Consider the following 22,410-nt stretch of genomic DNA (forward strand, 5'->3'; position numbering starts at 1 on the left):
AACCGGCTTGCCGCCGTCGACAAGCACGATCTCGGCGCTGCTACGACGCCAGCAGCGCCGTAAGGGTGGATCGAAAGCGTCCGCGCCCACCTGATCGACGTCCTGACGCCCGACCACGCTGCTCAAGCACCTCCTGCCCGACGACCAGGCATCGACATGACGAAGGCCCCGGACGCGGGAGGCGTCCGGGGCCTTCGGGTTGACCGGCTACGAGATCAGCGGAAGTCGCGACCGAAGTCGTAGTCGTCGAGCGGAACCGCGGCGCCGGTGCCGGTGCCGAACACATCCGGGGTGTAGTAGCCGTCGTCGTAGGACGGGATGGCATAGGCCGCCACCCGCGCCTCCTCGGTCGGCTGGACCTGGATGTTGCGGTACCGGTTGATGCCGGTGCCGGCCGGGATCAGCTTACCGATGATCACGTTCTCCTTGAGGCCCACGAGCTTGTCGCTACGGCCGTTGATGGCCGCATCGGTCAGCACCCGCGTGGTCTCCTGGAACGACGCCGCCGACAGCCACGAGTCGGTGGTCAGCGACGCCTTCGTGATGCCCATCAGCACCGGGCGTCCCGAAGCCGGCTCGCCGCCCTCGGCCACCGAGGCCCGGTTCGTCGCCTCGAACTTGGTGCGCTCGGGCAGCTCGCCGGGCAGGAAGTCGGTGGTCCCGGAGTCGATGATCGTGACCCGGCGCAGCATCTGCCGGACGATCACCTCGATGTGCTTGTCGTGGATCGACACACCCTGCGCCCGGTACACCTTCTGGACCTCGTCCACCAGGTGCATCTGCGCCTCGCGCGGGCCCATCACACGCAGCACCTCGTGCGGGTCCGGCGTGCCTTCCAGCAGCAGCTGGCCGACCGACACGTGGTCGCCGTCCTGCAACGGACCGGTCGGCGTGTTCGCCAGGCGCTGCCGCTTCGACAGCTTGTCGAAGACGATCTCCTCGCTACCGTCGTCCGGGATCAGCGTGATCTTCCAGTACCGCTCGCTCTCCTCGATGCGGACGCGGCCGTCGACGTCGGCGATCGGCGCCTTGCCCTTGGGCACCCGGGCCTCGAACAGCTCGGTGACCCGGGGCAGACCCGTGGTGATGTCGTCACCTGCGACACCACCCTGGTGGAAGGTACGCATGGTCAGCTGGGTACCCGGCTCACCGATCGACTGCGCCGCGACGATACCCACGGCCTCGCCGACGTCCACCAGCTTGCCGGTCGCCATCGAGCGGCCGTAGCAGGTGGCGCACACACCGATCGCGGACTCGCAGGTGAGCACGCTGCGGACCTTGACCTTGAGGATCCCGCTGGAGAGCAGCTTCTCGATCGCGGGGTCGCCGAGGTCGTCACCGGCGTTGAGCACCACGTTGCCCTGCGCGTCCACCGCGTCGGTCGCGAGGGTGCGCGCGTAGGCGCTGGTCTCGACGTGCGGGGCACGCGTGATCGGCGCATCGGCGGTGAAGCGTTCGCCGATCGGCATGTTGATGCCACGGCTGGTGCCGCAGTCCACCTCGCGCACGATGACGTCCTGCGACACGTCCACCAGACGCCGGGTCAGGTAACCCGAGTCGGCGGTCCGCAGCGCGGTGTCGGCCAGACCCTTCCGGGCACCGTGCGTGGCGATGAAGTACTCCGCCACCGACAGGCCCTCGCGGAAGTTCGCCTTGATCGGGCGCGGGATGTACTCACCCTTCGGGTTGGACACCAGACCACGCATACCGGCCAGCGACCGGACCTGGGTCATGTTGCCCGCCGCCCCGGACTTCACGATCATCGAGATCGGGTTGTCCTCGGGGAAGTGGTCCTCCATGACCTTCGCGACCTCGTCGGTCGCCTGGGTCCACACCTTGACCAGCTCGTTGTTGCGCTCGGCGTGCGACAGCTGACCACGCTGGTAGCGCTTCTCGACCTGGTCGGCCTTGGCCTCGTACTGGTCCAGGATCACCTTCTTCTCCGCCGGCACCACGACGTCGCTGATGGACACCGTGACGCCCGAGCGCGTGGCCCAGTAGAAGCCCGCATCCTTGAGGCGGTCCAGGGTCTGCGCGACCTGCGTCATCGAGTACCGCTCGGCCAGGTCGTTCACGATCGCCGCCTGCCGCTTCTTCGGCATCGGCTCGTTGACGAACGGGTAGTCCGGCGGCAGCAGGTCGTTGAACATCACCCGGCCCAGGGTGGTCTCGGCCAGCCACGGCTGACCCGGCTCCCAGCCGTTCTCGGCGAGCTTGGCCTCGTCGGCCTTGCTCGGCTGCCGGTCGGAGATCCGGATCTTGACCGGGGCGTGCAGGCTCAGCGCCTTGCGGTCGAAGGACATGATCGCCTCGGCCGGCGAGGAGAACGCCTGCCCGGCGCCGTCCGCGTTCTCGTCCAGCCTGGTCAGGTGGAACAGGCCGGTGACCATGTCCAGCCGCGGCATGGCCAGCGGGCGGCCCGACGCCGGCGACAGGATGTTGTTCGCCGACAGCATCAGGATCCGCGCCTCGGCCTGCGCCTCGGCGGACAGCGGCAAGTGCACCGCCATCTGGTCACCGTCGAAGTCCGCGTTGAACGCCTCGCAGACCAGCGGGTGCAGCTGGATGGCCTTGCCTTCGACCAACTGCGGCTCGAACGCCTGGATACCCAGCCGGTGCAGGGTCGGCGCCCGGTTGAGCAGCACCGGGTGCCCGGTGATGACCTCTTCCAGCACGTCCCACACCTGCGGCCGCGCGCGCTCCACCATCCGCTTGGCGGACTTGATGTTCTGCGCGTGGTTGAGGTCGACCAGCCGCTTCATCACGAACGGCTTGAACAACTCCAGCGCCATGTCCTTGGGCAGGCCGCACTGGTGCAGCTTCAGCTGCGGACCGACGATGATCACCGAACGGCCCGAGTAGTCAACCCGCTTACCGAGCAGGTTCTGGCGGAACCGGCCCTGCTTGCCCTTGAGCAGGTCGGACAGCGACTTCAGCGGCCGGTTGCCGGGACCGGTCACCGGACGGCCGCGGCGGCCGTTGTCGAACAGCGCGTCGACGGCCTCCTGCAGCATCCGCTTCTCGTTGTTGACGATGATCTCGGGCGCGCCGAGGTCGATCAGCCGCTTCAACCGGTTGTTCCGGTTGATCACCCGGCGGTACAGGTCGTTGAGGTCGGAGGTGGCGAACCGGCCACCGTCGAGCTGCACCATCGGCCGCAGGTCCGGCGGGATGACCGGCACGGCGTCGAGCACCATGCCGCGCGGGTCGTTGCCGGTGGCCTGGAACGCGGCGACGACCTTGAGCCGCTTGAGCGCGCGGAGCTTCTTCTGCCCCTTGCCGTTGCGGATGGTGTCGCGCAGGTTCTCCGCCTCCGCGGCGACGTCGAACTCGGTGGCCAGCTTCTGGATGGCCTCCGCGCCCATGCCGCCGGTGAAGTACTCGCCGTAGCGGTCGTAGAGCTCACGGTAGAGCTGCTCGTCCGCGATCAGCTGACGGGGCTCCAGCTTGTCGAAGGTGGTCCAGACCTCCTCGAGCCGGTCCAGCTCGCGCTGGGCCCGGTCGCGGAGCTGGCGCATCTCGCGCTCGCCACCCTCCTTGACCTTGCGCTTGACATCCGACTTGGCGCCCTCGGCCTCGAGCTGGGCCAGGTCCGCCTCGAGCTTCTGCGCCCGCTCCTCGATGTCGGCGTCGCGCTTGGCCTCGATGTTCTTGCGCTCGACGCCGATCTCGTTCTCCAACGTCGGCTTGTCGTTGTGCCGCAGCTCGGTGTTCACACCCGTGATCACGTAGGCCGCGAAGTAGATGATCTTCTCCAGATCCTTCGGGGCCAGGTCGAGCAGGTAGCCCAGGCGCGAGGGCACGCCCTTGAAGTACCAGATGTGCGTGACCGGGGCGGCCAACTCGATGTGGCCCATCCGCTCACGACGCACCTTGGCGCGGGTCACCTCGACGCCACAGCGCTCGCAGATGATGCCCTTGAAGCGAACCCGCTTGTACTTACCGCAGTAGCATTCCCAGTCGCGAGTCGGTCCGAAGATCTTCTCGCAGAACAGGCCGTCCTTCTCGGGCTTCAGCGTGCGGTAGTTGATGGTCTCCGGCTTCTTGACCTCGCCGAAGGACCACTGGCGAATGTCGTCGGCCGTGGCCAGGCCGATCCGGAGCTCATCGAAGTAGTTGACGTCCAGCACGTCCTTGCATCCCCTTGGGTTGTTTCGGGACAGAGGGGTCGGCTACCGGGGGCCGGGCGACGGCCCCCGGTGGCTGGGTCATTGAACGACGTCGTCCACCGAGGGCGACTCGTTGCGGGACAGGTTGATGCCGAGGTTGGCCGCGGCGCGTTCCAGGTCCTCGTCATCGGAGTCGCGCATCTCGATCGCGGCCCCGTCGCTGGAGAGCACCTCCACGTTCAGGCAGAGCGACTGCAGTTCCTTGAGGAGCACCTTGAACGACTCGGGGATACCCGGGTCGGGGATGTTCTCGCCCTTGACGATCGCTTCGTACACCTTCACGCGACCGACCACGTCGTCCGACTTGATCGTGAGCAGCTCCTGCAGCGTGTACGCCGCGCCGTAGGCCTGCATCGCCCAGCACTCCATTTCACCGAAGCGCTGGCCACCGAACTGCGCCTTACCGCCCAGCGGCTGCTGGGTGATCATCGAGTACGGGCCGGTGGACCGGGCGTGGATCTTGTCGTCGACCAGGTGGTGCAGCTTGAGGATGTACATGTAGCCGACCGCCACCGGGTACGGGAACGGCTCACCGGAACGACCGTCGAGCAGGGTCGCCTTGCCGTCCGGACCGACCAGCCGGTCACCATCGCGGTTCGGCTTGGTCGAGGCCAGCAGGCCGGTGAGTTCCTCCTCCTTCGCGCCGTCGAAGACCGGGGTCGCGGTGTTCGTGCCGGCCTCCACGTCGTAGAGCTCCTGGGGCAGGCTCTTCGCCCACTCCGGAGCGCCCTCGACCTGCCAGCCCTGCGACGCCAGCCAGCCCAGGTGCAGCTCGAGGATCTGGCCGATGTTCATCCGTCGCGGCACACCGTGGGTGTTCAGCACGATGTCGACCGGGGTGCCGTCCTCCAGGAACGGCATGTCCTCGACCGGCAGGATCTTGCCGATGACACCCTTGTTGCCGTGCCGGCCGGCGAGCTTGTCGCCCGGCTGGATCTTCCGCTTCTGCGCCACGTACACGCGCACCAGCTCGTTGACGCCCGGCGGCAGCTCGTCATCGTCCTCCCGGGAGAACACCCGGATGCCGATGACCTTGCCGGTCTCGCCGTGCGGCACCTTCAGCGAGGTGTCGCGGACTTCGCGAGCCTTCTCGCCGAAGATCGCGCGGAGCAGGCGCTCCTCGGGGGTCAGCTCGGTCTCGCCCTTGGGCGTGACCTTGCCGACCAGGATGTCGCCGTCGCGGACCTCCGCACCGATCCGGATGATGCCGCGCTCGTCGAGGTCGGCCAGCACCTCCTCGGAGACGTTCGGGATGTCCCGGGTGATCTCCTCGGCGCCGAGCTTGGTGTCACGCGCGTCGATCTCGTGCTCCTCGATGTGGATCGAGGTGAGCACGTCGTCCTGCACGAGCCGCTCGGAGAGGATGATCGCGTCCTCGTAGTTGTGGCCCTCCCACGGCATGATCGCGACGAGCAGGTTCTTGCCCAGCGCCATCTCACCGAGTTCGGTGGACGGCCCGTCCGCGATGACCTGGCCCTTCTCCACCCGGTCACCCTCGGAGACGATCGGCCGGTGGTTGAAGCAGGTGCCGTGGTTGGTGCGGCGGAACTTGTAGAGCCCGTAGCTCTTGCGAGTGCCGTCGTCGTGCATGATCGTGACCAGGTCGGCGGAGAGCTCCTCCACCACGCCCGCCTGCTCGGCGACCAGCACGTCACCGGCGTCGACCGCGGCGCGCAGCTCCATGCCGGTACCCACCAGCGGAGCCTCGTTGCGCAGCAGCGGCACCGCCTGGCGCTGCATGTTCGCGCCCATCAGCGCGCGGTTGGCGTCGTCGTGCTCCAGGAACGGGATCATCGCCGTGGCGACCGACACCATCTGGCGCGGCGACACGTCCATGTAGTCCACGTCCATCGGGTCGATCAGCTCGACCTCGCCGCCCTTCCGCCGGACCAGCACGCGGTCCTCGGCGAAGTACCCGTCTTCGGTCAGCGGCGCGTTGGCCTGCGCCTTGACGAAGCGGTCCTCCTCGTCCGCGGTCAGGTAGTCGATCTGGTCGGTGACCTGGCCCTCGATCACCTTGCGGTAGGGCGTCTCGATGAAGCCGAACGGGTTGACCCGCGCGTAGGAGCACAACGACCCGATCAGGCCGATGTTCGGGCCTTCCGGGGTCTCGATCGGGCACATCCGGCCGTAGTGGCTCGGGTGCACGTCGCGGACCTCCATGCCGGCGCGCTCACGGGACAGACCGCCGGGGCCGAGCGCCGAGAGGCGGCGCTTGTGGGTCAGCCCGGACAGCGGGTTGTTCTGGTCCATGAACTGCGACAGCTGGGAGGTGCCGAAGAACTCCCGGATCGCCGCCACCACCGGGCGGATGTTGATCAGGGTCTGCGGCGTGATCGCCTCGACGTCCTGGGTGGTCATCCGCTCGCGGACGACCCGCTCCATCCGCGACAGGCCGACCCGGATCTGGTTCTGGATCAGCTCGCCGACGGTCCGCAGGCGGCGGTTGCCGAAGTGGTCGATGTCGTCGGTCTCGACCGGGACCGCGGCCTCGCCCTCGCCCATCTTCTCCTCACCGGCGTGCAGCCGGACCAGGTACTCGATGGTGGTGACGATGTCCTCTTCGGTCAGCGTGCCGGTGTCGTAGGGGATCGACAGGCCCAGCTTCTTGTTGACCTTGTAGCGGCCGACCTTGGCCAGGTCGTACCGCTTGTCCTTGAAGAACAGGTTCTCCAGCAGAGTCTGCGCGCTCTCCTTCGTGGGCGGCTCGCCCGGGCGCAGCTTGCGGTAGATGTCGAGCAGCGCCTCGTCGGTGCCCGCGGTGTGGTCCTTCTCGAGGGTGGCCAGCAGCGTCTCGGAGAAGGAGAAACGTTCGCGGATCTGCTCGGTCGTCCAGCCGAGCGCCTTGAGTAGCACGGTGACCGGCTGCCGGCGCTTGCGGTCGATGCGCACGCCGACGGTGTCACGCTTGTCGACGTCGAACTCCAGCCACGCGCCGCGGCTGGGGATGATCCGGACGCTGAACACGTCCTTGTCGGTCGTCTTGTCGACGGTCTGGTCGAAGTACACGCCCGGCGAGCGGACGAGCTGGGACACCACGACACGCTCGGTGCCGTTGATGATGAAGGTGCCCCGATCGGTCATCACGGGGAAATCGCCCATGAAGACCGTCTGGCTCTTGATCTCGCCGGTGTTGTTGTTGACGAACTCCGCGGTCACGAACAGCGGCGCGGCGTAGGTCATGTCCTTGTCCTTGCACTCCTCGACGGAGGCCTTGACCTCGTCGAAGCGCGGGTCGGAGAAGGACAGCGACATCGAACCCGAGAAGTCCTCGATCGGAGAGATCTCGTTGAGGACCTCTTCCAGGCCGCCGACCGGGTGCTCCTCACCCTCGTCGACGCGGCGTTGGAACCACTTCTCGTCACCGGTGAACCATTCGAAGGACCGGATCTGCACGTCGAGCAGGTTGGGAGTGGCCAGCGGCTCGCGGATCTTCGCGAAGGAGACCCGTTTCGGGGCCCCCGGGATACCCGAGGAGTTCAAGTTCGAGTTGGATACAGCCGAGGTGGTCGCAGCAGTGGCCTGGTTCGCGGGAGAGACTGCCAAGATGCGTCCTTCCGGGGACAATGAGCGGTGAGCAGCCGCGTTAGCAACTACTAATGCGACTGTCAAGGGTGCCGTGATGCCCCATCCTAGCTGCCGTGCCCGAGCAGCCCGAAAGAGGGCAGCGCAAAGAAGCAGTCTAGCCCTAACGCCGTGGATTGTCGAGGGGCACGCCCGAATGGGGCCCAGATCCCGATCACGACGTCTTAAAGTATGCCTCCCGGCCTCGCCCTCCCGCAGGGCGTTGCCGCACGGAGTAAGCGTGAACCCACAGCGCGCCAGAGTCAAGATGCCACGCCTCTAACCCGCCAGTTGGCGCAACGTCATCGCGTCCGTGCGCATGCGTGCCCGAACACGACACGACCTGCAGGTCAAGGCCTACCCGGCGCCCTCCACCACCCGCAACGGACAGCTCCGCGCGAGGGCAGTAGTTGCCGGGAACGACGGTGCGACGGAAGTGGCCGAGGTGGCGTCCTCAGGCCGCCGCGGCCTCCGGCCGGAGCGGCTCGATGATCTGCTCGCGAAGCCACTCGCACTGGCCGCGCCAGACCTGCTGGGTGGGCTCGTCGGGGCAATCGGCGCCGTCCACCAGCTCGCCCGACCACCAGGCGCGCAGCCACGCCTCGATCGCGACCTTGATGTCCAGCGCGACCGTGCCCATCAGAAAACGGTCCCGCCAGCCCTTGAGGACGACCACACCGCCGGTGTCCGGCAGCAGGTCCATGACCGCGTCGAAGCGGTTGGCGGCCGGGACCAGTACCTCCAGCTCGGAGGCGGCGAGGACGTTCTCGCCCAGCCGGCGCATCCACAGCACGGAGTCCAGCCGGCGGTCGAGCGGGCCCAGTTCGCCGCCCACCACATGCTCTTCGAGGCGGCTGGCCGCGATGTCGCGCAGTCCCCGCACGTGCACCCGCAGCAGGGCGATGCAGACGGGGTGGAAGACCCCGATCCGGTCCTCGCCGTGGCTGTCCCAGCTCACCGCGCCGGTGAACGGATCCCCCACTGCCCTCTCCTCGCGTTGGGTCAGTTACCTGGTTTCGCAGGCGGTGTGGCGGCGGGTTGCGGGGCCTTGTAGGTGTCCAGGCCGGTGATCTTCCACTTACCGTCCGAGAACTGCATGTTCACCCAGAGCATGGCGCTGCCGCCGTTGGACTTGTTCTGATCGGTGCGGGTCGCGGTCTGGTCGACGAACACCATCACCCGGGCGCGGTCGCCCTCGATGCTGATCACCGCGCTCCGGCTGGTTTTGACCGTGAGGACCATCTTCTGCTGCGGCGCGAGGCGCTCGACGTCGCCCATCAGACGGTTGTAGGTGTCGCGGACCTCGTTGTTGAGCAGCAGGTCCTTGGCCGCGTCCTGGGTCTTGGCGATGTTGTTGTAGTCGTAGGAGAACAGCGTCTCCACCGCGCTGGTGGCGGCCTGGTTCACCTGTGCTGTGCGGGCCACGTCCAGCAGCGCGGTGTTGGCGGCCGGGGCGCCGAACTGGTTGTCCTCGAGCTTGAACCACACGGCGAGCCCGATGAAGACCGCCGCCACCCCGAGCAGGACGGTCGCCGGCCAGATCCTGTGCCGCGTCCGGGCCGGAGCACGCCAGGGATCGGCCGGCGCGATGACGGCGGTCACGGCAGGCTCGTAGCCGACCGGCTTGGCGACGCCGCCGTCCCGGCGCTTCGGACGCGGGCTCGGCTTCCGGCTGGGCTCTTCGGGTCGTTCCCGTTCGGGCGCTGCCGCCTCGGATGCCCCTGCCTCGGGTAGTTCTGTCTCAAGTGCTGCTGCCTCGGGCGCTGCCGCCTCGGGTGGTTCCGGCTCCGTGCCCATGGGCGTGGTCTCGTCTTCGACCTTCCCCTTGGGCCGGGGCGTCGGCGACGGGCGGCGGATCCCGGCCGCGCGGGACCGGCGGGCGGGAGGCGGTTGACGGGGAATGGTGGGCAAGGCGTCCTCCTACGCGCTCACTGTCCGCTGGTGATGGTCGGCACGTCCTCGAGCCCGGTCACCTTCCAGCCCTGGTCGATCCGGGTCATGCCGATCTCCAGTCGTTGCTGCTTGGGAGCCGGCGGCTGCCCTTCGTGGTTGACCACGTAGCCGACCGCGGCCAGCAAGGTGGCCTTGCCGTCGTGCTCGTTCAACTCCTCGACGCCGATCTCCACCGTCGTGTCGGTGATCTTCGTCTTCGAGTCGATCAGGCCCTGCCGAACGGCCGACTGTGACGACTTGAGCTGAGCCCCGAACGTGGGGTCGGCGATGTCGAGTTGCCGCTGGAAATAGGCGTCGACCTGCGTGTAATCCGCGTTGATGAAGGCCATCACCGCGTTCGTGCCGGCCTTGGTGACCTCCTCGCGCGCCTGTGCCAGCACGACGTTGCCGTCACTGGAGGTCCCCCACCGCTGGATACCGAAAACCGCCGCCACGATCAGCGCGGCGACGGCCAGCGCGGCCGAGCCGGGCAGCAGAAAGCGCTGGAACCAGGGCTCGGCCCGCTCGGCGGCTGCCGGGTCCACGCCGGGCTCGACCTCGTCGACTGGCTCGTCGGAAGTCATGGCACTCCAAGGTAGATAGTCGGTCTGGAGGGGGACTCAGCCGGTCAGCCCCAGTAGTTCGGACAGGCTGCTGATGGTCACCGCGGGCCCGCCGGCCGCACCCGGGGTGGCGAGTTCGGCCAGGCTCTGCTGCTCCCGGTTCGCGTTCGCGTTCACGTCGCCCTGGGTCGGTGCGACGGGAACGCCGTTGTACGGCGCGTTCTGCGCCCCGCGCACGGCGATCGGACTGCCCTCCGGCTCCGCACAGTAGGCGTTCCAGTCCGGGGCACCCGCCGAGGTGTCGGTGCCCGGCCGGTAGGTGTTCGGGCTGAGGTAGCCCTTGGTGCACGCGGGCGGGTTGAACAGGTTGAGCGCCAGGCCCAGATGCGCGGTCCCGTCACCGGGCACGACGCTGCGGGCGCCCACCGCGAGCACCGGGTAGCTGATCAGCACCTGCCGGACGCCCGCCTCACGGGTCACCAGCAGGTTCGACGTGGTGAGCAGGTTCGCGAACAGCTCACCCAGGCCCGGCCCGGCGTCGGTGATCAGCCTGTTGATCGTCGCCGAGGCCGGTGGGGTGATCTCGATCAGCTTCCGCAGGTCCGCGTCCGAACCCTTCAAGGCGGCGGTCAGCTCGTTGAGGTTCTTGCTGAACTCGGCCATCGAGGATGCTTTCGCGTTCTGCGTCCGCAGCACCGTGTCCCCGGAGTCGAGCAGCTGCAGGGTTTGCGGCAGGTACTGCTGTGCGGAGGCGGTGAAGTCCCGGGTGGTGTCCAGCAGCACCTGAAGGTCCGGCCCGGTACCGGAAAACGCCTGGTACGACTCGTCCACCACGGTCCGCAGCGCGTCCGTGGGCACCGATGAGGCGAGACCGTCGAGATCGGTGATCAACGAGTCGGTGCCCAGCGGCGTCTTCGTCACCGACGCCGGGATGACCGAGCCGGCGGTGAGGTACGGCCCGTCCGCGGTGATCGGCCGCAGGTCGACGAACTGCTCCCCGACCGCGGACCGGTTCGCGATCACCGCCTGCAGGTTCCGCGGCACGCTCGGGGTGTCCGGGTCGATGTCGAGATCGGCTTCCAGCCCGCTCGCGGTGAGCCGGAGCTGCCCGACCCGGCCGATGTTGTACCCGCGATAGGTCACCTCGGCACCGGTGAAGATGCCGCCCGAGGTGGTCAGCTCCAGCTTGACCGTGTATCCGCCCTGGCCGAACACCTGGCCGAGCCCGGCGAACCGGATCAGCGCGTACACGATCGCGACGAGGGAGACCACTCCGAACGCGACGAGCTGGATCTTCGTCCGGCGTACCAACATCACAGGCCCCCTAACAGCTGGCCGAGGATGCCGCCGAGCCCGCCCGGTTGCTGCGGCGTGCCGCCCCCCGCGCCGCCGGTCGCGGCCGGCTTGCCGCCGCTGGGCCCGGGAAGCGGCAGCGGCGGCCCGTCCGAACCGCCGGTCAGGCTGTCCGGCAGGATCCCGCTGAGCGGGTTGATCTGGCTACGGCTGAGGTTGTCCAGCGCGTCCTTGAGATTGAGGTCGATGTTCGCGTAGAGGTTGAAGTAGTCGCCCTTGGCGCCGGCCAGCGCCGAGTCCGTGAACGGGTAGGTGAGCAGCAGCTCCAGCGACTTCGGCAGGTCCGCGCCCGCCTCGCCGAGCTTCTGCAGGGTCGGCAGCAGCGCGCGCAGGTCGGCGACCAGGTCGGCCTGGCTGGCATGAACCGTGCTCTCGGTGATCCCGGACAGGTTCTGCAGTGCCTGCAGCATGGTCACCAGCTGACCGCGCTGCTCCTCGAGCACCTGCAACCCCGGCCCGAGGTTGTCCACCGCGTTGACCAACTGGTCCCGTTGGCTGTTCAAAGTGGACGAAAGCCGGTTCAGCCCGTCCAGGGCACGGGTGATGTCGCCGGACTGCGCGTCCAAAGTGGATACCAGTCCCTCGGCGTTGGAGAGCAGGTTGCGGATGTCCACCTCACGGCCCGAGGTCGCCGCGTTCAGCTCACGGGCTATGTTGTCGATCTGGTCCACACCGCCCCCGTTGAGCAGCATGGACAGCGCGCCGAGCACCTCCTCCACCTCGACGCTGCGGTTGGTTCGGGCCAGCGGGATCTCGGCGTTGTCGGTCAGCGCGCCGTTCGCGAGGTCCGTACCCGGCGACGCCAGCTCCACGTACTTCTCGCCGAGCAGGCTGGACTGCCGGATGTTGGCGAGCGCGTTGGCCGGCAGGTGCACGTCGCCGTTGACGCGCATGGTCACCTCGGCGTTCCAACCGTCCGGCGAGAGACCGATCGACTCGACGCGGCCGACCGGCACCTCGTTGACCTTCACCCCGGCCTGCGGCACCAGATCCAGCACGTCCCGGAACTGCGCGCGGACGGTGTATGGATGGTCGCCGAGATCCGCACCGCCGGGCAGTGGAAGGTCGTAGATACCGCCGAAGGAGCAGGCACTCAACGCCAGCATCGCGGCGGCGCCCACGCCGGCCAGCGCCAACTTCCTCATCGCGAACCCCCCGTCAGCAGGGGCAGCGGCAACGGCGGCGGCTCACCGTGCTGGAGCGCGTTGACGGTCTGCGCGACCGACGGCGCCTTGAGCGTGCCGTCGAGGAACGGTTCGACGGAGTCGCACAGGTTGCCGACCTTGGCCAGCGCGCCCGGCGTCTGCTTGAGCAGGCTGCAGATCATCATGATCGGCGGCTGGGTGAGCTCGTTGATGTTCGCCCGCGTGTCCAGCGTGCCCGACGCCCCGTTGTAGGCGTTGATCACGTTGCCCAGGCCCGTCGGCGCCACGTCGAGGATCTGGGCGAGCGCGGCGCGCTGGTCGACCAGTACCCTGGTGACGCTCGCCAGCTTGTCCACATTGGACCGGAGCCGATCGTGGTTGCGGTTGATGAAGTCCTGCACCAGCGCCAGCGTCGTGCCCAGCTGCTGCACCGTGGCGACCAGGTTGTCCTTCTCCCCCGCCAAGAACCCGCTCACGTCGGCGAGTTGGTCCTCGAACTGGCGCACCTGCTTGTCGCTGTCGGCCAGCGCCGTGGTGAAGTCCGCCAGGTTGCTGATGGTGGCGAACAGGTCGTCCCGGTTGCCGGACAGCGTGTCGGCCGCCTGGCTCAGCTTGGTGATGGTGTCGTGCAACGCCTGTCCGTTGCCGTCGAGGTTCTTCGCAAGCGTGGTCAACAGGTCCGACAGCGAGCCGTTGCTGTTCACCCCGTTGGGCCCCAGCGACTGGCTGATCTTGTCCAGGCTCGCGTACAGCTCGTCCACCTCGACCGGGACCGCGGTGTGGTCGAGCGGGATGACCGCCCCGTCGTCGATCACGCTGCCGCCGGTGTAGGCCGGGGCGAGCTGCACGTACCGGTCGCTGACGAGTGAGGGAGCGACGATCGCGGCCTGCGCGTCGGCCGGGATCCGGACCGTACGGTCGTAGGACATCTCGATCTTCACCTGGTTGCCCATCGGTTCGACCGCGGTCACCGTGCCCATGTCGACGCCCAGCACCCGCACGCTGTTGCCCACGTACAAGCCGATCGCGCTGGAAAAGTACGCGGTGAGGCGCTTCTTGCCGGCGTCGGAGAGAGTCCACCACAACGCGCCGGCCACCACGAGCGCGAGCACACAGGCGATCGTCACGCCACGCACGAGGCTCTGTCCGAAGCGGGTGTCAGTGCTAGTTTCAGAACCCGCCCACCCGATCTCGTGGACAGGGCTCTCCTGAGTGCGTTGCTCACGTCTTTCCTGCTTGGAGCCCTGCCCCCAAGATCGGGTACCTTCGGACGGCGGGTTCGAGGACTCACCTTGACCAGGGATCTTGCGGTTCCGGAACAGGCTCCAACTCACTTTGCGTTGCACCCCTGTTCGTTCAGCGGGCCCACGGACGGCAGGATCAGACCACAGACGTAACTGTCGAACCAGCGTCCGCTCCCGACGGCGTTGGTGAACAACCGGATGTAGGGCGCGAAGCGACTGATGCCCTGGGCGAGCGCGTCCTGGTTACGCTGCAGCATCCCGGTCAACTGGTCCAGCGAGGCCAGCACCGGCCCCAGTTGCCCGTCGTTGTCGTTCACCAGTCCCTGCAGTTGCGTCGACAGCTCCTGCGAGCCGGACAGCAACGTCGAGATCGCCTGCTCCCGATCGGAAATCTCGGCCAGCAACTGGTTCCCGTCGCTCAGCAGCTTGGTCAGCTCGGCATCCCGGTCGGCCAGGGTCTGGCTGATCTGCCGGGTGTTGGCCAGCAGTTGGGACAGCTGGTCGTCCCGCTTGGCGATGGTGTCCGACAGCTGCGAAAGCCCCGACAGCGCGCTTCTCACCTCGTCGGGTGTCCCGGAAAGGGTCTGCGACAAGGTTTCGAACGACTTCGACAGCTGCTGTGTGTCGATCTGGTTCACCGTCGTGGACAGGTCACGGAACGCGTCGAGCACGTCGTACGGTGCAACCGTGCGCTCCTTGGGGATCGTGATGCCCGGGTCCAGCGTCTTGTCGCCGAGCGGATCCAGCGCGAGGTACTTCTGTCCGAGCAAGGTCTTGATCTTGATGGTCGCCTGGGTCTTGTCGCCGAGCCAGGTGTCCTTGACCTTGAACGACACCTTCACCTGCGCCCCGTCGAGGGCAACGTCGGTGACCTTGCCGACCTTCACCCCGGCGACCCGCACCTCGTCGCCGTCCTTGAGCCCGGCGGCCTCGGTGAAATCGGCCGAGTACGTGGTGCCGGCGCCGACGATCGGCAGATTGTCGGCGTTGAGTGCGACGACGACCCCGAGTGCCATGACCACCAGGCCGACGAGCGCGATCGGCACCGGGTTGCGGGACTGGAAGCTCCTCATGCGCTACACCGATCCCTGGTCACCGGCGCCAGCGGCAGGTTCACCGGTTCGTTGACCAGGCCCGGGATGGACACCTGGCCATTGGCCGTGCAGAGGAAGAAGTTGAACCACGAACCGTAGTCCGCGAGGCTGCTCAGCTGGGTCACCTTCTGCGGGAGGTACTGGATGAAGTGCTCCACCAGGGACTGGTTGTCGTTGAGGTTGTCGGCAAGCAGCCCGAGCGCGGAGATGTCGTTCTTCAGCGGATCCCGTACCTGGGACAGCAGGCCCGAAGTCGTGTCGGCCAGCCCGCCCAGCGCGGTGATCGCGTCCCCGATCGGCTTGCGATCGGCGGCCAGCCCGGAGACCAGTTGCTGCAACCGGACGATCAGGTCGGACAGCTGCGGAGTGTGCGCGTTCACCGCGTCCAGCACGCCGTTCAGGTTGGTGATCACCTGCCCGATCACCTGGTCCTTCTGCGCGATGGTGGAGGTCAGCGAGGCGGTGTGGGCGAGCAGGCTGTCGATGGTGCCACCCTCTCCCTGCAGCACCTGGATCAACTCGTAGGACAGCTTGTTCACGTCGTCCGGGTTGAGCGCGGTGAACAGCGGCTTGAAGCCGTTGAACAGCTCGTCCAGATCCAGCGCCGGGCGGGTCTGGTCCAGTGAGATCGTGGTGCCGGGCGCGAGCGTCGCGGCCTCGTCGCCGGTGCCCTGGCTCAGCGCGAGGTAACGCTGGCCGACCAGGTTGCGGTACTTGATGGTCACGATCACGTTCGCCGGGAGGCGGCGCCCCGAGTCCACGTCGAAGTCGATCTGGGCCTGCCGGCGGTCGACGATCCTCACCCGGGTCACCTGGCCGACCTTCACGCCCGCGATCCGGACGTCGTCGCCCGGCATCACGAGGGTCGCGTCGGTGAACCGGGCGCTGTAGCCGTCGGTGTTCGCGGTGTTGATGTTGGCGATGCTGATCCCCAGGATCGTGGTGACCAACACGGTCACCACGATGAAGACCGACAGCTTGATCAGCGGCGCGGCCACTCCCCTCACCGCGGTCCTCCCCTCCGGACGCGCGCGGCGCGGCGAAGCGTCGTGGTCATTTCACCGTCACCTCCGCTCCCCGGTACAGCGGCCCGACCAGCAGATCGGCCCACCCCGGCACCTCGGCGGGCGCGATACCCACCTGCGGCCCGACCAGCTGTGCCAGAAAGTCCTGCTCGGCCGCGCTGTTCACGACGCTGCCGCTGGCGCCGCCGCCGTTGTAGCCCCCGGCGTCCGCGGTGGTGTTCGCCGGCTGAAGGCCCGCCGAGACCGCACGCGACCCGGGCGGCGCGGTGCTGCCATCATTGATCGGCCCTTCCGGTGGGTACTGCGGGAACGGCATCGGATAGTCCTTGACGTTGTAGCAGCGGGGGCCGCGCGTGTCGGCGTATCGCGGCTCGTCCCGCCCCGGCTTGTAGGCGCCCCGGTTGACCGTGATCTCGATGGTCGCGTGCAGGCCGGGCTCGTTGGTGCCCTTGCCGTACGCCTGGTCCAGATACCCGACCAACTCGCTCATCGAGCCGAGCAGGCACGGGTACTCGGGCGCGTACTCGGCGAGCAGTTCGGCCGTCGGCCGGGCGGTCGAAGCGAGGCCGATCAGGTTGCTCGAATTGGCGCGCAGGAACGACTCCAGGGTCTGCGAGGCGCCGGTCAGGTTGGTGTAGAGCGCATGCAGGTTCTGCTGCTCGTCCACCACGGTCCTGGTCGTGGTCGACAGGTTGTCCAGGGTCTGCACCAGATCCGGCGCCGAGTTGCTCAGGTTGTCCGAGAACTTCGCCAGGTCCCGCAGGTTTTGCTGCAGTTCGGGCAGGTGCGGGTTGAGGTCGCCGAGGTAGGTGCCCAAATTGGACAGCGTTTCGCCGACCTGGTCACCCCGGCCGTGCAGCGCGGTGGAGATCGCGGTCAGCGTGGCCGACAGCTTCTGCGGCTCCACGGCCTGCAGGACCGGCAGCAGGTCGTCGATCGCCTTGGACAGCTGGACCGCCGGCGACGAGCGGTCCTCGGGAATCACGGCGCCGTCGCGCAAGCTCGACGACACCGGATCCTGCGGAATCTCCAGGGAAACGTACCGCTCACCGAACAGCGTCTTCGGCAGGAAACGGGCGGAAACGTTGGCCGGAATCTCCTTCGCCGATGCCGGGTCGAGCACCAGGGTCAGCTCGGCGCCCTGGTCGGTGGCCTTGATCGACTGCACCGTCCCCACGATCAGCCCACGCACCTTGACGTCGGACTGCGGCAGCAGCTGGTTGCCGATGTCGGTCGCTTCGAGCTTCACCGTCACGAACGAGCTGAACGCCTTGTTGTACAACGCGATGCTCAACGTGACACCGCCCGCGAGCACGACGACCAGCAGCAGGCCCAACAATCTGCGCCGTAACCTGAGCATCATTCAACAGTCCGTGTTCGTGCAGGAGTGAGTGGAAGACGCGCCGCCGGAGGTCGCGCGTTTTGAATAACACAGCGTGTTCATCCCGCGATCCTCACCGTGGTCGACGTTCCCCAGATGGCGAAACCGATGAAGAAATTGATGATGGCGACCGTCACGATACTCAGCCGCACCGCACGGCCGACCGCGACGCCCACCCCCGCCGGGCCGCCGGAGGCCCGGTAACCGAAGTAGCAGTGCGTCAAAATGACGACAATACTGAAGATGAGCACCTTGACGAAGGAATAGAACACGTCCAGTGGTGGCAGGAAAAGATTGAAGTAATGGTCGTAGTTGCCGGCGGACTGGCCATAGACGTAGACGACCACCACCCGCGAGGCGAGATAGGACGAAAGCAGCCCGATCACATAAAGCGGGATCACCGCGACGAATCCGGCGATGATCCGCGTGGTCACCAGGTACGGCAGGCTCGGCACGCCCATGACCTCGAGCGCGTCGATCTCCTCACTGATCCGCATCGCGCCGAGCTGGGCGGTGAAGCCCGCGCCCACCGTCGCCGACAACGCCAGCCCCGCCACCAGCGGGGCGATTTCCCGCGTGTTGAAGAACGCGGTCAAGAACCCGGTGAAGGCCGAGGTACCGATCGAATTGAGCGCCGAATATCCCTGCAGACCGACCAGCACACCGGTGAACAGGGTCAGGCCGATCATCACGCCGACCGTCCCGCCGATCACCGCCAGCGACCCGGAACCGAAGCTGACCTCGGCGAGCAACCGCAGGATTTCCTTGCTGTAGCGACGAATCGTGCGCGGCGTCCAGGCGATGGCGCGCGCGTAGAACGACATCTGGTCCCCGAAGTCGTCCAGCACTTCGAGTGGTCGGTTCGCGATCCGTTTCACGTTCTGGCGCAACGTCGCCATGCTCAGCTCCCCGTCTCTGGCCGGCGCGCCCAGCCGGCCGTCGCGACCGCGAAGATGTCGCCGCGCATCAGCTCAACTTTCCGGGCACTATCTGGAGATAGACCAGCGTGATCACGAAGTTGACCACGAACAGCAGCAGGAACGTGATGACCACCGACTGGTTCACCGCGTCTCCGACGCCTTTCGGCCCACCGGCCGGGTGCAGCCCGCGATAGGCGGCCACCACGGCGGCGATGAACCCGAAGATCAGCGCTTTGACCTCACCCACCCACAGGTCGGGCAACTGGGCCAGCGCGGAGAAACTCGCCAGGTACGCGCCCGGCGTACCGCCCTGCAGCGTGACGTTGAAGAAGTAGCCACCGAGCACGCCGATCACGCTGACCATACCGTTGAGCAGCAACGCGACCAGCATCGACGCGAGTACCCGCGGCACGATCAGGCGCTGCACGGCGGAAACGCCGAGCACCTCCATCGCGTCGATCTCCTCGCGAATGGTGCGGGCGCCGATGTCCGCGCAGATGGCGCTGCCACCGGCGCCGGCGACGAGCAGCGCGGTCACCAGCGGGCTGGCCTGCTGCACGGTCGCGAGCACGCTGCCGGCGCCGGTGTAGGACTGCGCGCCCAGCTGCCGGGCCAGTGAACCGAACTGCAACGAGATGACCGCGCCGAACGGGATCGCCACCAGCGCGGTCGGCAGGATCGTCACGCTCGCGATGAACCAGGACTGCTGGATGAACTCCCGCAGTTGGAACGGCCGCTGGAAGAACCCGCGGATGACGTCCAGCCCGAGCGCGAACAGCTTCCCGGTCTCGCGGAGCATTCCCCCGCCAGGAATCCTGGCCCGGGTGGTCGTCGAACTCATGGGAGTTGCTCCGGCCCCGGATCGCCCCGGCGGTGGCCACCCGGTCTGGGCAGCCGGGCCACCTGATCGGCCGGCAGCTCGCCCTGGTGGTGGCGCGGCACCGAGGTCATCTCCACGGTCCGGTCCCACGACGGAGTCTCCACGCGGTGGTGCGGGTGGACGCCGTAGTGCGCCTGCTCCTCCGGGGTCAGGGACTCGATGATGCCCTCCTGCGCGGCGGACGGCAGGGTGTGGAGGATCTGCATGACCCGGTCCTTGCGCCGGATCGCGCCCTGCCGCACCGGCAGGCCAGGCGCGGGCTGCATCTGCGGCGGGATGCCGACGACCTCTTCGACCCCGCCCGCGTGGTGGCCGGCGTCGAACATCGCGCGCTCGGCGGCCATCGTGGCGGAGTCCTTCTCCTCGGACATCCCGATCGGGCCGTCCATGCGGCCGTTGAGGAACTGCTTGACCGCCGGCTCTTCGCTGGTGAGCAGCACCTCGCGCGGCCCGAACATGACCAGCTCCTTGCGGAAGAGCATGCCCAGGTTGTCCGGCACGGTGCGGGCCAGGTTGATGTTGTGCGTGACGATGAGGAACGTCGCGTCGCTCTGCGCGTTGACGTCCAGGAACAGCTGCGAGATGTAGGTGGTGCGAACCGGGTCCAGACCCGAGTCGGGCTCGTCGACGAGAATGATCTCGGGGTCGAGCACGAGTGCACGGGCCAGTCCCGCGCGCTTGCGCATACCACCGGAGATCTCGCCGGGTAGTTTCTTCTCCGCACCCGCCAGACCGGTCATTTCGAGCTTTTCCAGCACAATCCGGCGAATCTCGGTTTCCGATTTCTTGGTGTGCTCACGCAACGGGAACGCCACGTTGTCGTAGAGGTTCATCGACCCGAACAGCGCGCCGTCCTGGAACAGCACCCCGAACAGTTTCCGGATCTCGTAGAGCTTGCGCTCACCGCAGCGGACGATGTCCACGCCATTGACCACGCACTTGCCGCGGTCCGGCTTGAGCAGCCCGATCATCGACTTGAGGAAGACCGACTTGCCGGTACCCGACGGTCCCAGCAGCACCGAGACCTCACCGGGCGGCAGCGTGAGCGTGACATCCCGCCAGATGGTCTGTCTGCCGAACGACTTCGTGAGACCCTCGACGACCACCTCGGCACCCATCGCACCTCCCGGAGTTCTCACGGTGTCGGCCAGCACACCCGAACAGGTCGCAAACCGTCAACCCGGTCGCGTCGTCTTCAGCCAACGAGCGACGCCCCGAAGAGGTTACTCACGAGTTTGGCAATGCTCAATCCAGGTGGTTGCGATCGACGCCGATCCGGCAAAATCGGCGCAGCGAAAAGAGGGCGAGCAGGCCACAGCCTGCTCGCCCTCTTCCGGAATACGGTGGGACTACTTGACGCTGATCTTCGCGCCGGCAGCCTCGAGCTTCTCCTTGGCGGCCTCGGCGGCCTCCTTGTCGACCTTCTCCAGCAGCGCCTTGGGCGCGCTCTCGACGAGGTCCTTGGCCTCCTTCAGGCCCAGGCCCGAGACGACCTCACGGACGACCTTGATGACCTGGATCTTCTTGTCACCGGCGGACTCGAGGACGACGTCGAACTCGTCCTTCTCCTCCTCGGCCGGGGCGGCGGCAGCGGCGGCACCCGGGGCGGCCGCGACGGCGACCGGCGCAGCGGCGGTGACGTCGAAGGTCTCCTCGAACTTCTTCACGAAGTCCGAGAGCTCGAGCAGGGTCAGCTCCTTGAACGCGTCGAGCAGTTCTTCGGTGCTCAGCTTCGCCATGATGGCGTTCCTTCCTTACGGGGTTCGGTGAGTTGGTTTCAGCTCTCGGCAGGTGCTTCGCCGGATTCGGACGCTTCGCTCTGCTTCTCCTGCAGCGCCGCGGCGAGGCGGGCGACCTGGGCAGCCGGCGCCTGGAACAGCGCGGCGGCCTGGGACAGCTTCGCCTTGAACGCGCCCGCCGCCTTGGCGAGCAGGACCTCACGGCTGTCGAGATCGGCGATCTGGTTGATCTCGTCGATGCTGAGCGGGCGGCCATCCATGTAGCCGCCCTTGATCACGAGCGCGTTGTTGTCCTTCGCGAAATCACGAAGCGCCTTCGCGGCGTCGACCGGCTCGCCCTCGACGAAGGCGATCGCGGTCGGGCCGATGAAGAGTTCGTCCATACCCTCGATGCCAGCGTCCTGGGCGGCCCGCTTGACCAGGGTGTTCTTCGCGACCCGGTACTTGGCACTGGTGCCGAGAGCGCGGCGCAGCTGGGACAGCTGGGACACGGAGAGGCCGGAGTACTGCGTAACGACGGTGGCCGAGCTGGTGCGGAACCGATCCGCGATCTCGGCGACAGCCGCCGCCTTGTCGGGCTTCGCCATGCGTCGCCTCCTCTCTTGGCTGGTGACCGCCAGCCGTCGAGGGGCCCGTAAAAGACGAAACGCCCCATGCGCAGCAGGCGCCGGGGCGTGTACGCGTGCGATGACGCGTCCAACCTCGTTCCTCCTGCGCGGGCCGTCCGCCGTTTGCGGAACCTTCGTCCCTTCGCTGACGCTCAGGGAAACCAGCGGTCTTCGGTAGAACCGTCATTTAGTGTACGTCACGCCTTGAGAGACACCGCGGGGGATGCCTCAAACCTCAATCATCCGGCGCAGCACGAACCGGATCGCGTCGATCTCCGACTTGTCGAGACGAGCACTGTGCTGCCGCACCAGACGACGACGACTGATCGACTTGAGTTGATCACACATCGCGAAACTCGGTTTACCTAGCGAGTCAAGTCGAGGATGAAACGGAAGCCCTCGATCCTTCGTCGTGCAGGGCACAACAAAAACGAGATCGTTAGGCAATTCGCAAGCGAACGCTGACCCCACGACCACCGCAGGCCGCTGGCCTGCCTGCTCACGGCCGATCTGAGGGTCGAAGTCCGCCCACCACACCTGCCACGGCCAGACCGTCCGAGTCACTCGGCCACCTCGGTGTCCACCTCAGCCAGTTCACTGCTTTCTCGCAGGTAGTCATCGGCCATTTCCGGATCGGCGGCAAGCCGGGCCAGGGCTCGGCGCGACTCGTGCTCGAAAAGCAGCACACCAAGCGCGTCGTCAAGCGTGCCACCACCCAACTCGGACTCGGCGATCCGGGCAAGCCTGTCTCGATTCTCCTGGCCGACCCGCATACTAGTTTGCATAGCTCCAG

The 22,410-nt window shown here is 67.2% G+C and carries 18 protein-coding genes; all 18 read right to left on the reverse strand.

Going from position 1 to position 22,410, the window contains the following annotated elements; genetic code table 11:
- Positions 1 to 215: 215 nt before the first annotated feature.
- The 18 genes from A3CU_RS0103005 to A3CU_RS0103090 all read right to left on the reverse strand — a co-directional run bounded on the left by A3CU_RS0103005 (position 216) and on the right by A3CU_RS0103090 (position 22,402).
- Positions 216 to 4,130, reverse strand: a complete 3,915-nt coding sequence (locus tag A3CU_RS0103005) for a DNA-directed RNA polymerase subunit beta' (RefSeq protein WP_027941009.1) — start codon at positions 4,128 to 4,130, stop codon at positions 216 to 218.
- Positions 4,131 to 4,208: 78 nt separating this feature from the next.
- Complete coding sequence (gene rpoB, locus A3CU_RS0103010) at positions 4,209 to 7,715, reverse strand: DNA-directed RNA polymerase subunit beta (RefSeq protein WP_027941010.1); 3,507 nt, start codon at positions 7,713 to 7,715, stop codon at positions 4,209 to 4,211.
- Between the two features lie 472 nt (positions 7,716 to 8,187).
- Positions 8,188 to 8,715, reverse strand: a complete 528-nt coding sequence (locus A3CU_RS49620; protein ID WP_052371412.1) for a hypothetical protein — start codon at positions 8,713 to 8,715, stop codon at positions 8,188 to 8,190.
- Between the two features lie 20 nt (positions 8,716 to 8,735).
- On the reverse strand, positions 8,736 to 9,644 hold the full coding sequence (locus A3CU_RS0103020; protein ID WP_027941011.1) for a hypothetical protein: 909 nt from the start codon (positions 9,642 to 9,644) through the stop codon (positions 8,736 to 8,738).
- A 17-nt stretch (positions 9,645 to 9,661) separates the two neighbouring features.
- Positions 9,662 to 10,249, reverse strand: coding sequence for a hypothetical protein (locus A3CU_RS0103025; RefSeq protein WP_027941012.1), 588 nt, complete (start codon positions 10,247 to 10,249; stop codon positions 9,662 to 9,664).
- A gap of 36 nt (positions 10,250 to 10,285) precedes the next feature.
- Positions 10,286 to 11,542 carry an MCE family protein gene (locus A3CU_RS0103030; RefSeq protein ID WP_027941013.1) on the reverse strand — a complete coding sequence of 419 codons (1,257 nt, stop codon included), beginning with the start codon at positions 11,540 to 11,542 and terminating at the stop codon, positions 10,286 to 10,288.
- A complete protein-coding gene (locus A3CU_RS0103035) occupies positions 11,542 to 12,726 on the reverse strand; it encodes an MCE family protein (protein ID WP_027941014.1) in 1,185 nt (394 codons plus the stop codon). Before A3CU_RS0103035 ends, A3CU_RS0103030 begins: the two co-directional genes overlap by 1 nt.
- Positions 12,723 to 13,853, reverse strand: coding sequence for an MCE family protein (locus tag A3CU_RS0103040; protein WP_245616858.1), 1,131 nt, complete (start codon positions 13,851 to 13,853; stop codon positions 12,723 to 12,725). The genes A3CU_RS0103035 and A3CU_RS0103040 overlap by 4 nt, the downstream gene beginning before the upstream one ends.
- 203 nt (positions 13,854 to 14,056) lie before the next feature.
- Entirely contained in the window at positions 14,057 to 15,043 is a 987-nt protein-coding gene (locus A3CU_RS0103045; RefSeq protein WP_027941016.1) for an MCE family protein, read from the reverse strand.
- Entirely contained in the window at positions 15,040 to 16,071 is a 1,032-nt protein-coding gene (locus A3CU_RS0103050; protein WP_027941017.1) for an MCE family protein, read from the reverse strand. The genes A3CU_RS0103045 and A3CU_RS0103050 overlap by 4 nt, the downstream gene beginning before the upstream one ends.
- A gap of 46 nt (positions 16,072 to 16,117) precedes the next feature.
- Positions 16,118 to 17,449, reverse strand: coding sequence for an MCE family protein (locus A3CU_RS0103055; RefSeq protein ID WP_027941018.1), 1,332 nt, complete (start codon positions 17,447 to 17,449; stop codon positions 16,118 to 16,120).
- Positions 17,450 to 17,529: 80 nt separating this feature from the next.
- A complete protein-coding gene (locus tag A3CU_RS0103060; protein WP_027941019.1) occupies positions 17,530 to 18,369 on the reverse strand; it encodes an MlaE family ABC transporter permease in 840 nt (279 codons plus the stop codon).
- Between the two features lie 67 nt (positions 18,370 to 18,436).
- Positions 18,437 to 19,189, reverse strand: coding sequence for an MlaE family ABC transporter permease (locus A3CU_RS0103065; protein ID WP_156960228.1), 753 nt, complete (start codon positions 19,187 to 19,189; stop codon positions 18,437 to 18,439).
- Between the two features lie 38 nt (positions 19,190 to 19,227).
- Positions 19,228 to 20,388 carry an ABC transporter ATP-binding protein gene (locus A3CU_RS0103070; RefSeq protein ID WP_027941021.1) on the reverse strand — a complete coding sequence of 387 codons (1,161 nt, stop codon included), beginning with the start codon at positions 20,386 to 20,388 and terminating at the stop codon, positions 19,228 to 19,230.
- A 231-nt stretch (positions 20,389 to 20,619) separates the two neighbouring features.
- Entirely contained in the window at positions 20,620 to 21,009 is a 390-nt protein-coding gene (rplL, locus tag A3CU_RS0103075; RefSeq protein WP_027941022.1) for a 50S ribosomal protein L7/L12, read from the reverse strand.
- A 38-nt stretch (positions 21,010 to 21,047) separates the two neighbouring features.
- Complete coding sequence (gene rplJ / locus A3CU_RS0103080) at positions 21,048 to 21,596, reverse strand: 50S ribosomal protein L10 (protein WP_027941023.1); 549 nt, start codon at positions 21,594 to 21,596, stop codon at positions 21,048 to 21,050.
- Between the two features lie 249 nt (positions 21,597 to 21,845).
- Positions 21,846 to 22,181 (reverse strand): type II toxin-antitoxin system PemK/MazF family toxin, encoded by a 336-nt coding sequence (locus A3CU_RS50845; protein ID WP_084143064.1) that lies wholly within the window; start codon positions 22,179 to 22,181, stop codon positions 21,846 to 21,848.
- Positions 22,178 to 22,402 carry a hypothetical protein gene (locus A3CU_RS0103090; RefSeq protein WP_027941024.1) on the reverse strand — a complete coding sequence of 75 codons (225 nt, stop codon included), beginning with the start codon at positions 22,400 to 22,402 and terminating at the stop codon, positions 22,178 to 22,180. Before A3CU_RS0103090 ends, A3CU_RS50845 begins: the two co-directional genes overlap by 4 nt.
- Positions 22,403 to 22,410: the final 8 nt, after the last annotated feature.

Origin of the sequence: Amycolatopsis taiwanensis DSM 45107 (assembly GCF_000519205.1) — a bacterium.
Taxonomy (GTDB): Bacteria; Actinomycetota; Actinomycetes; order Mycobacteriales; family Pseudonocardiaceae; genus Amycolatopsis_E; species Amycolatopsis_E taiwanensis.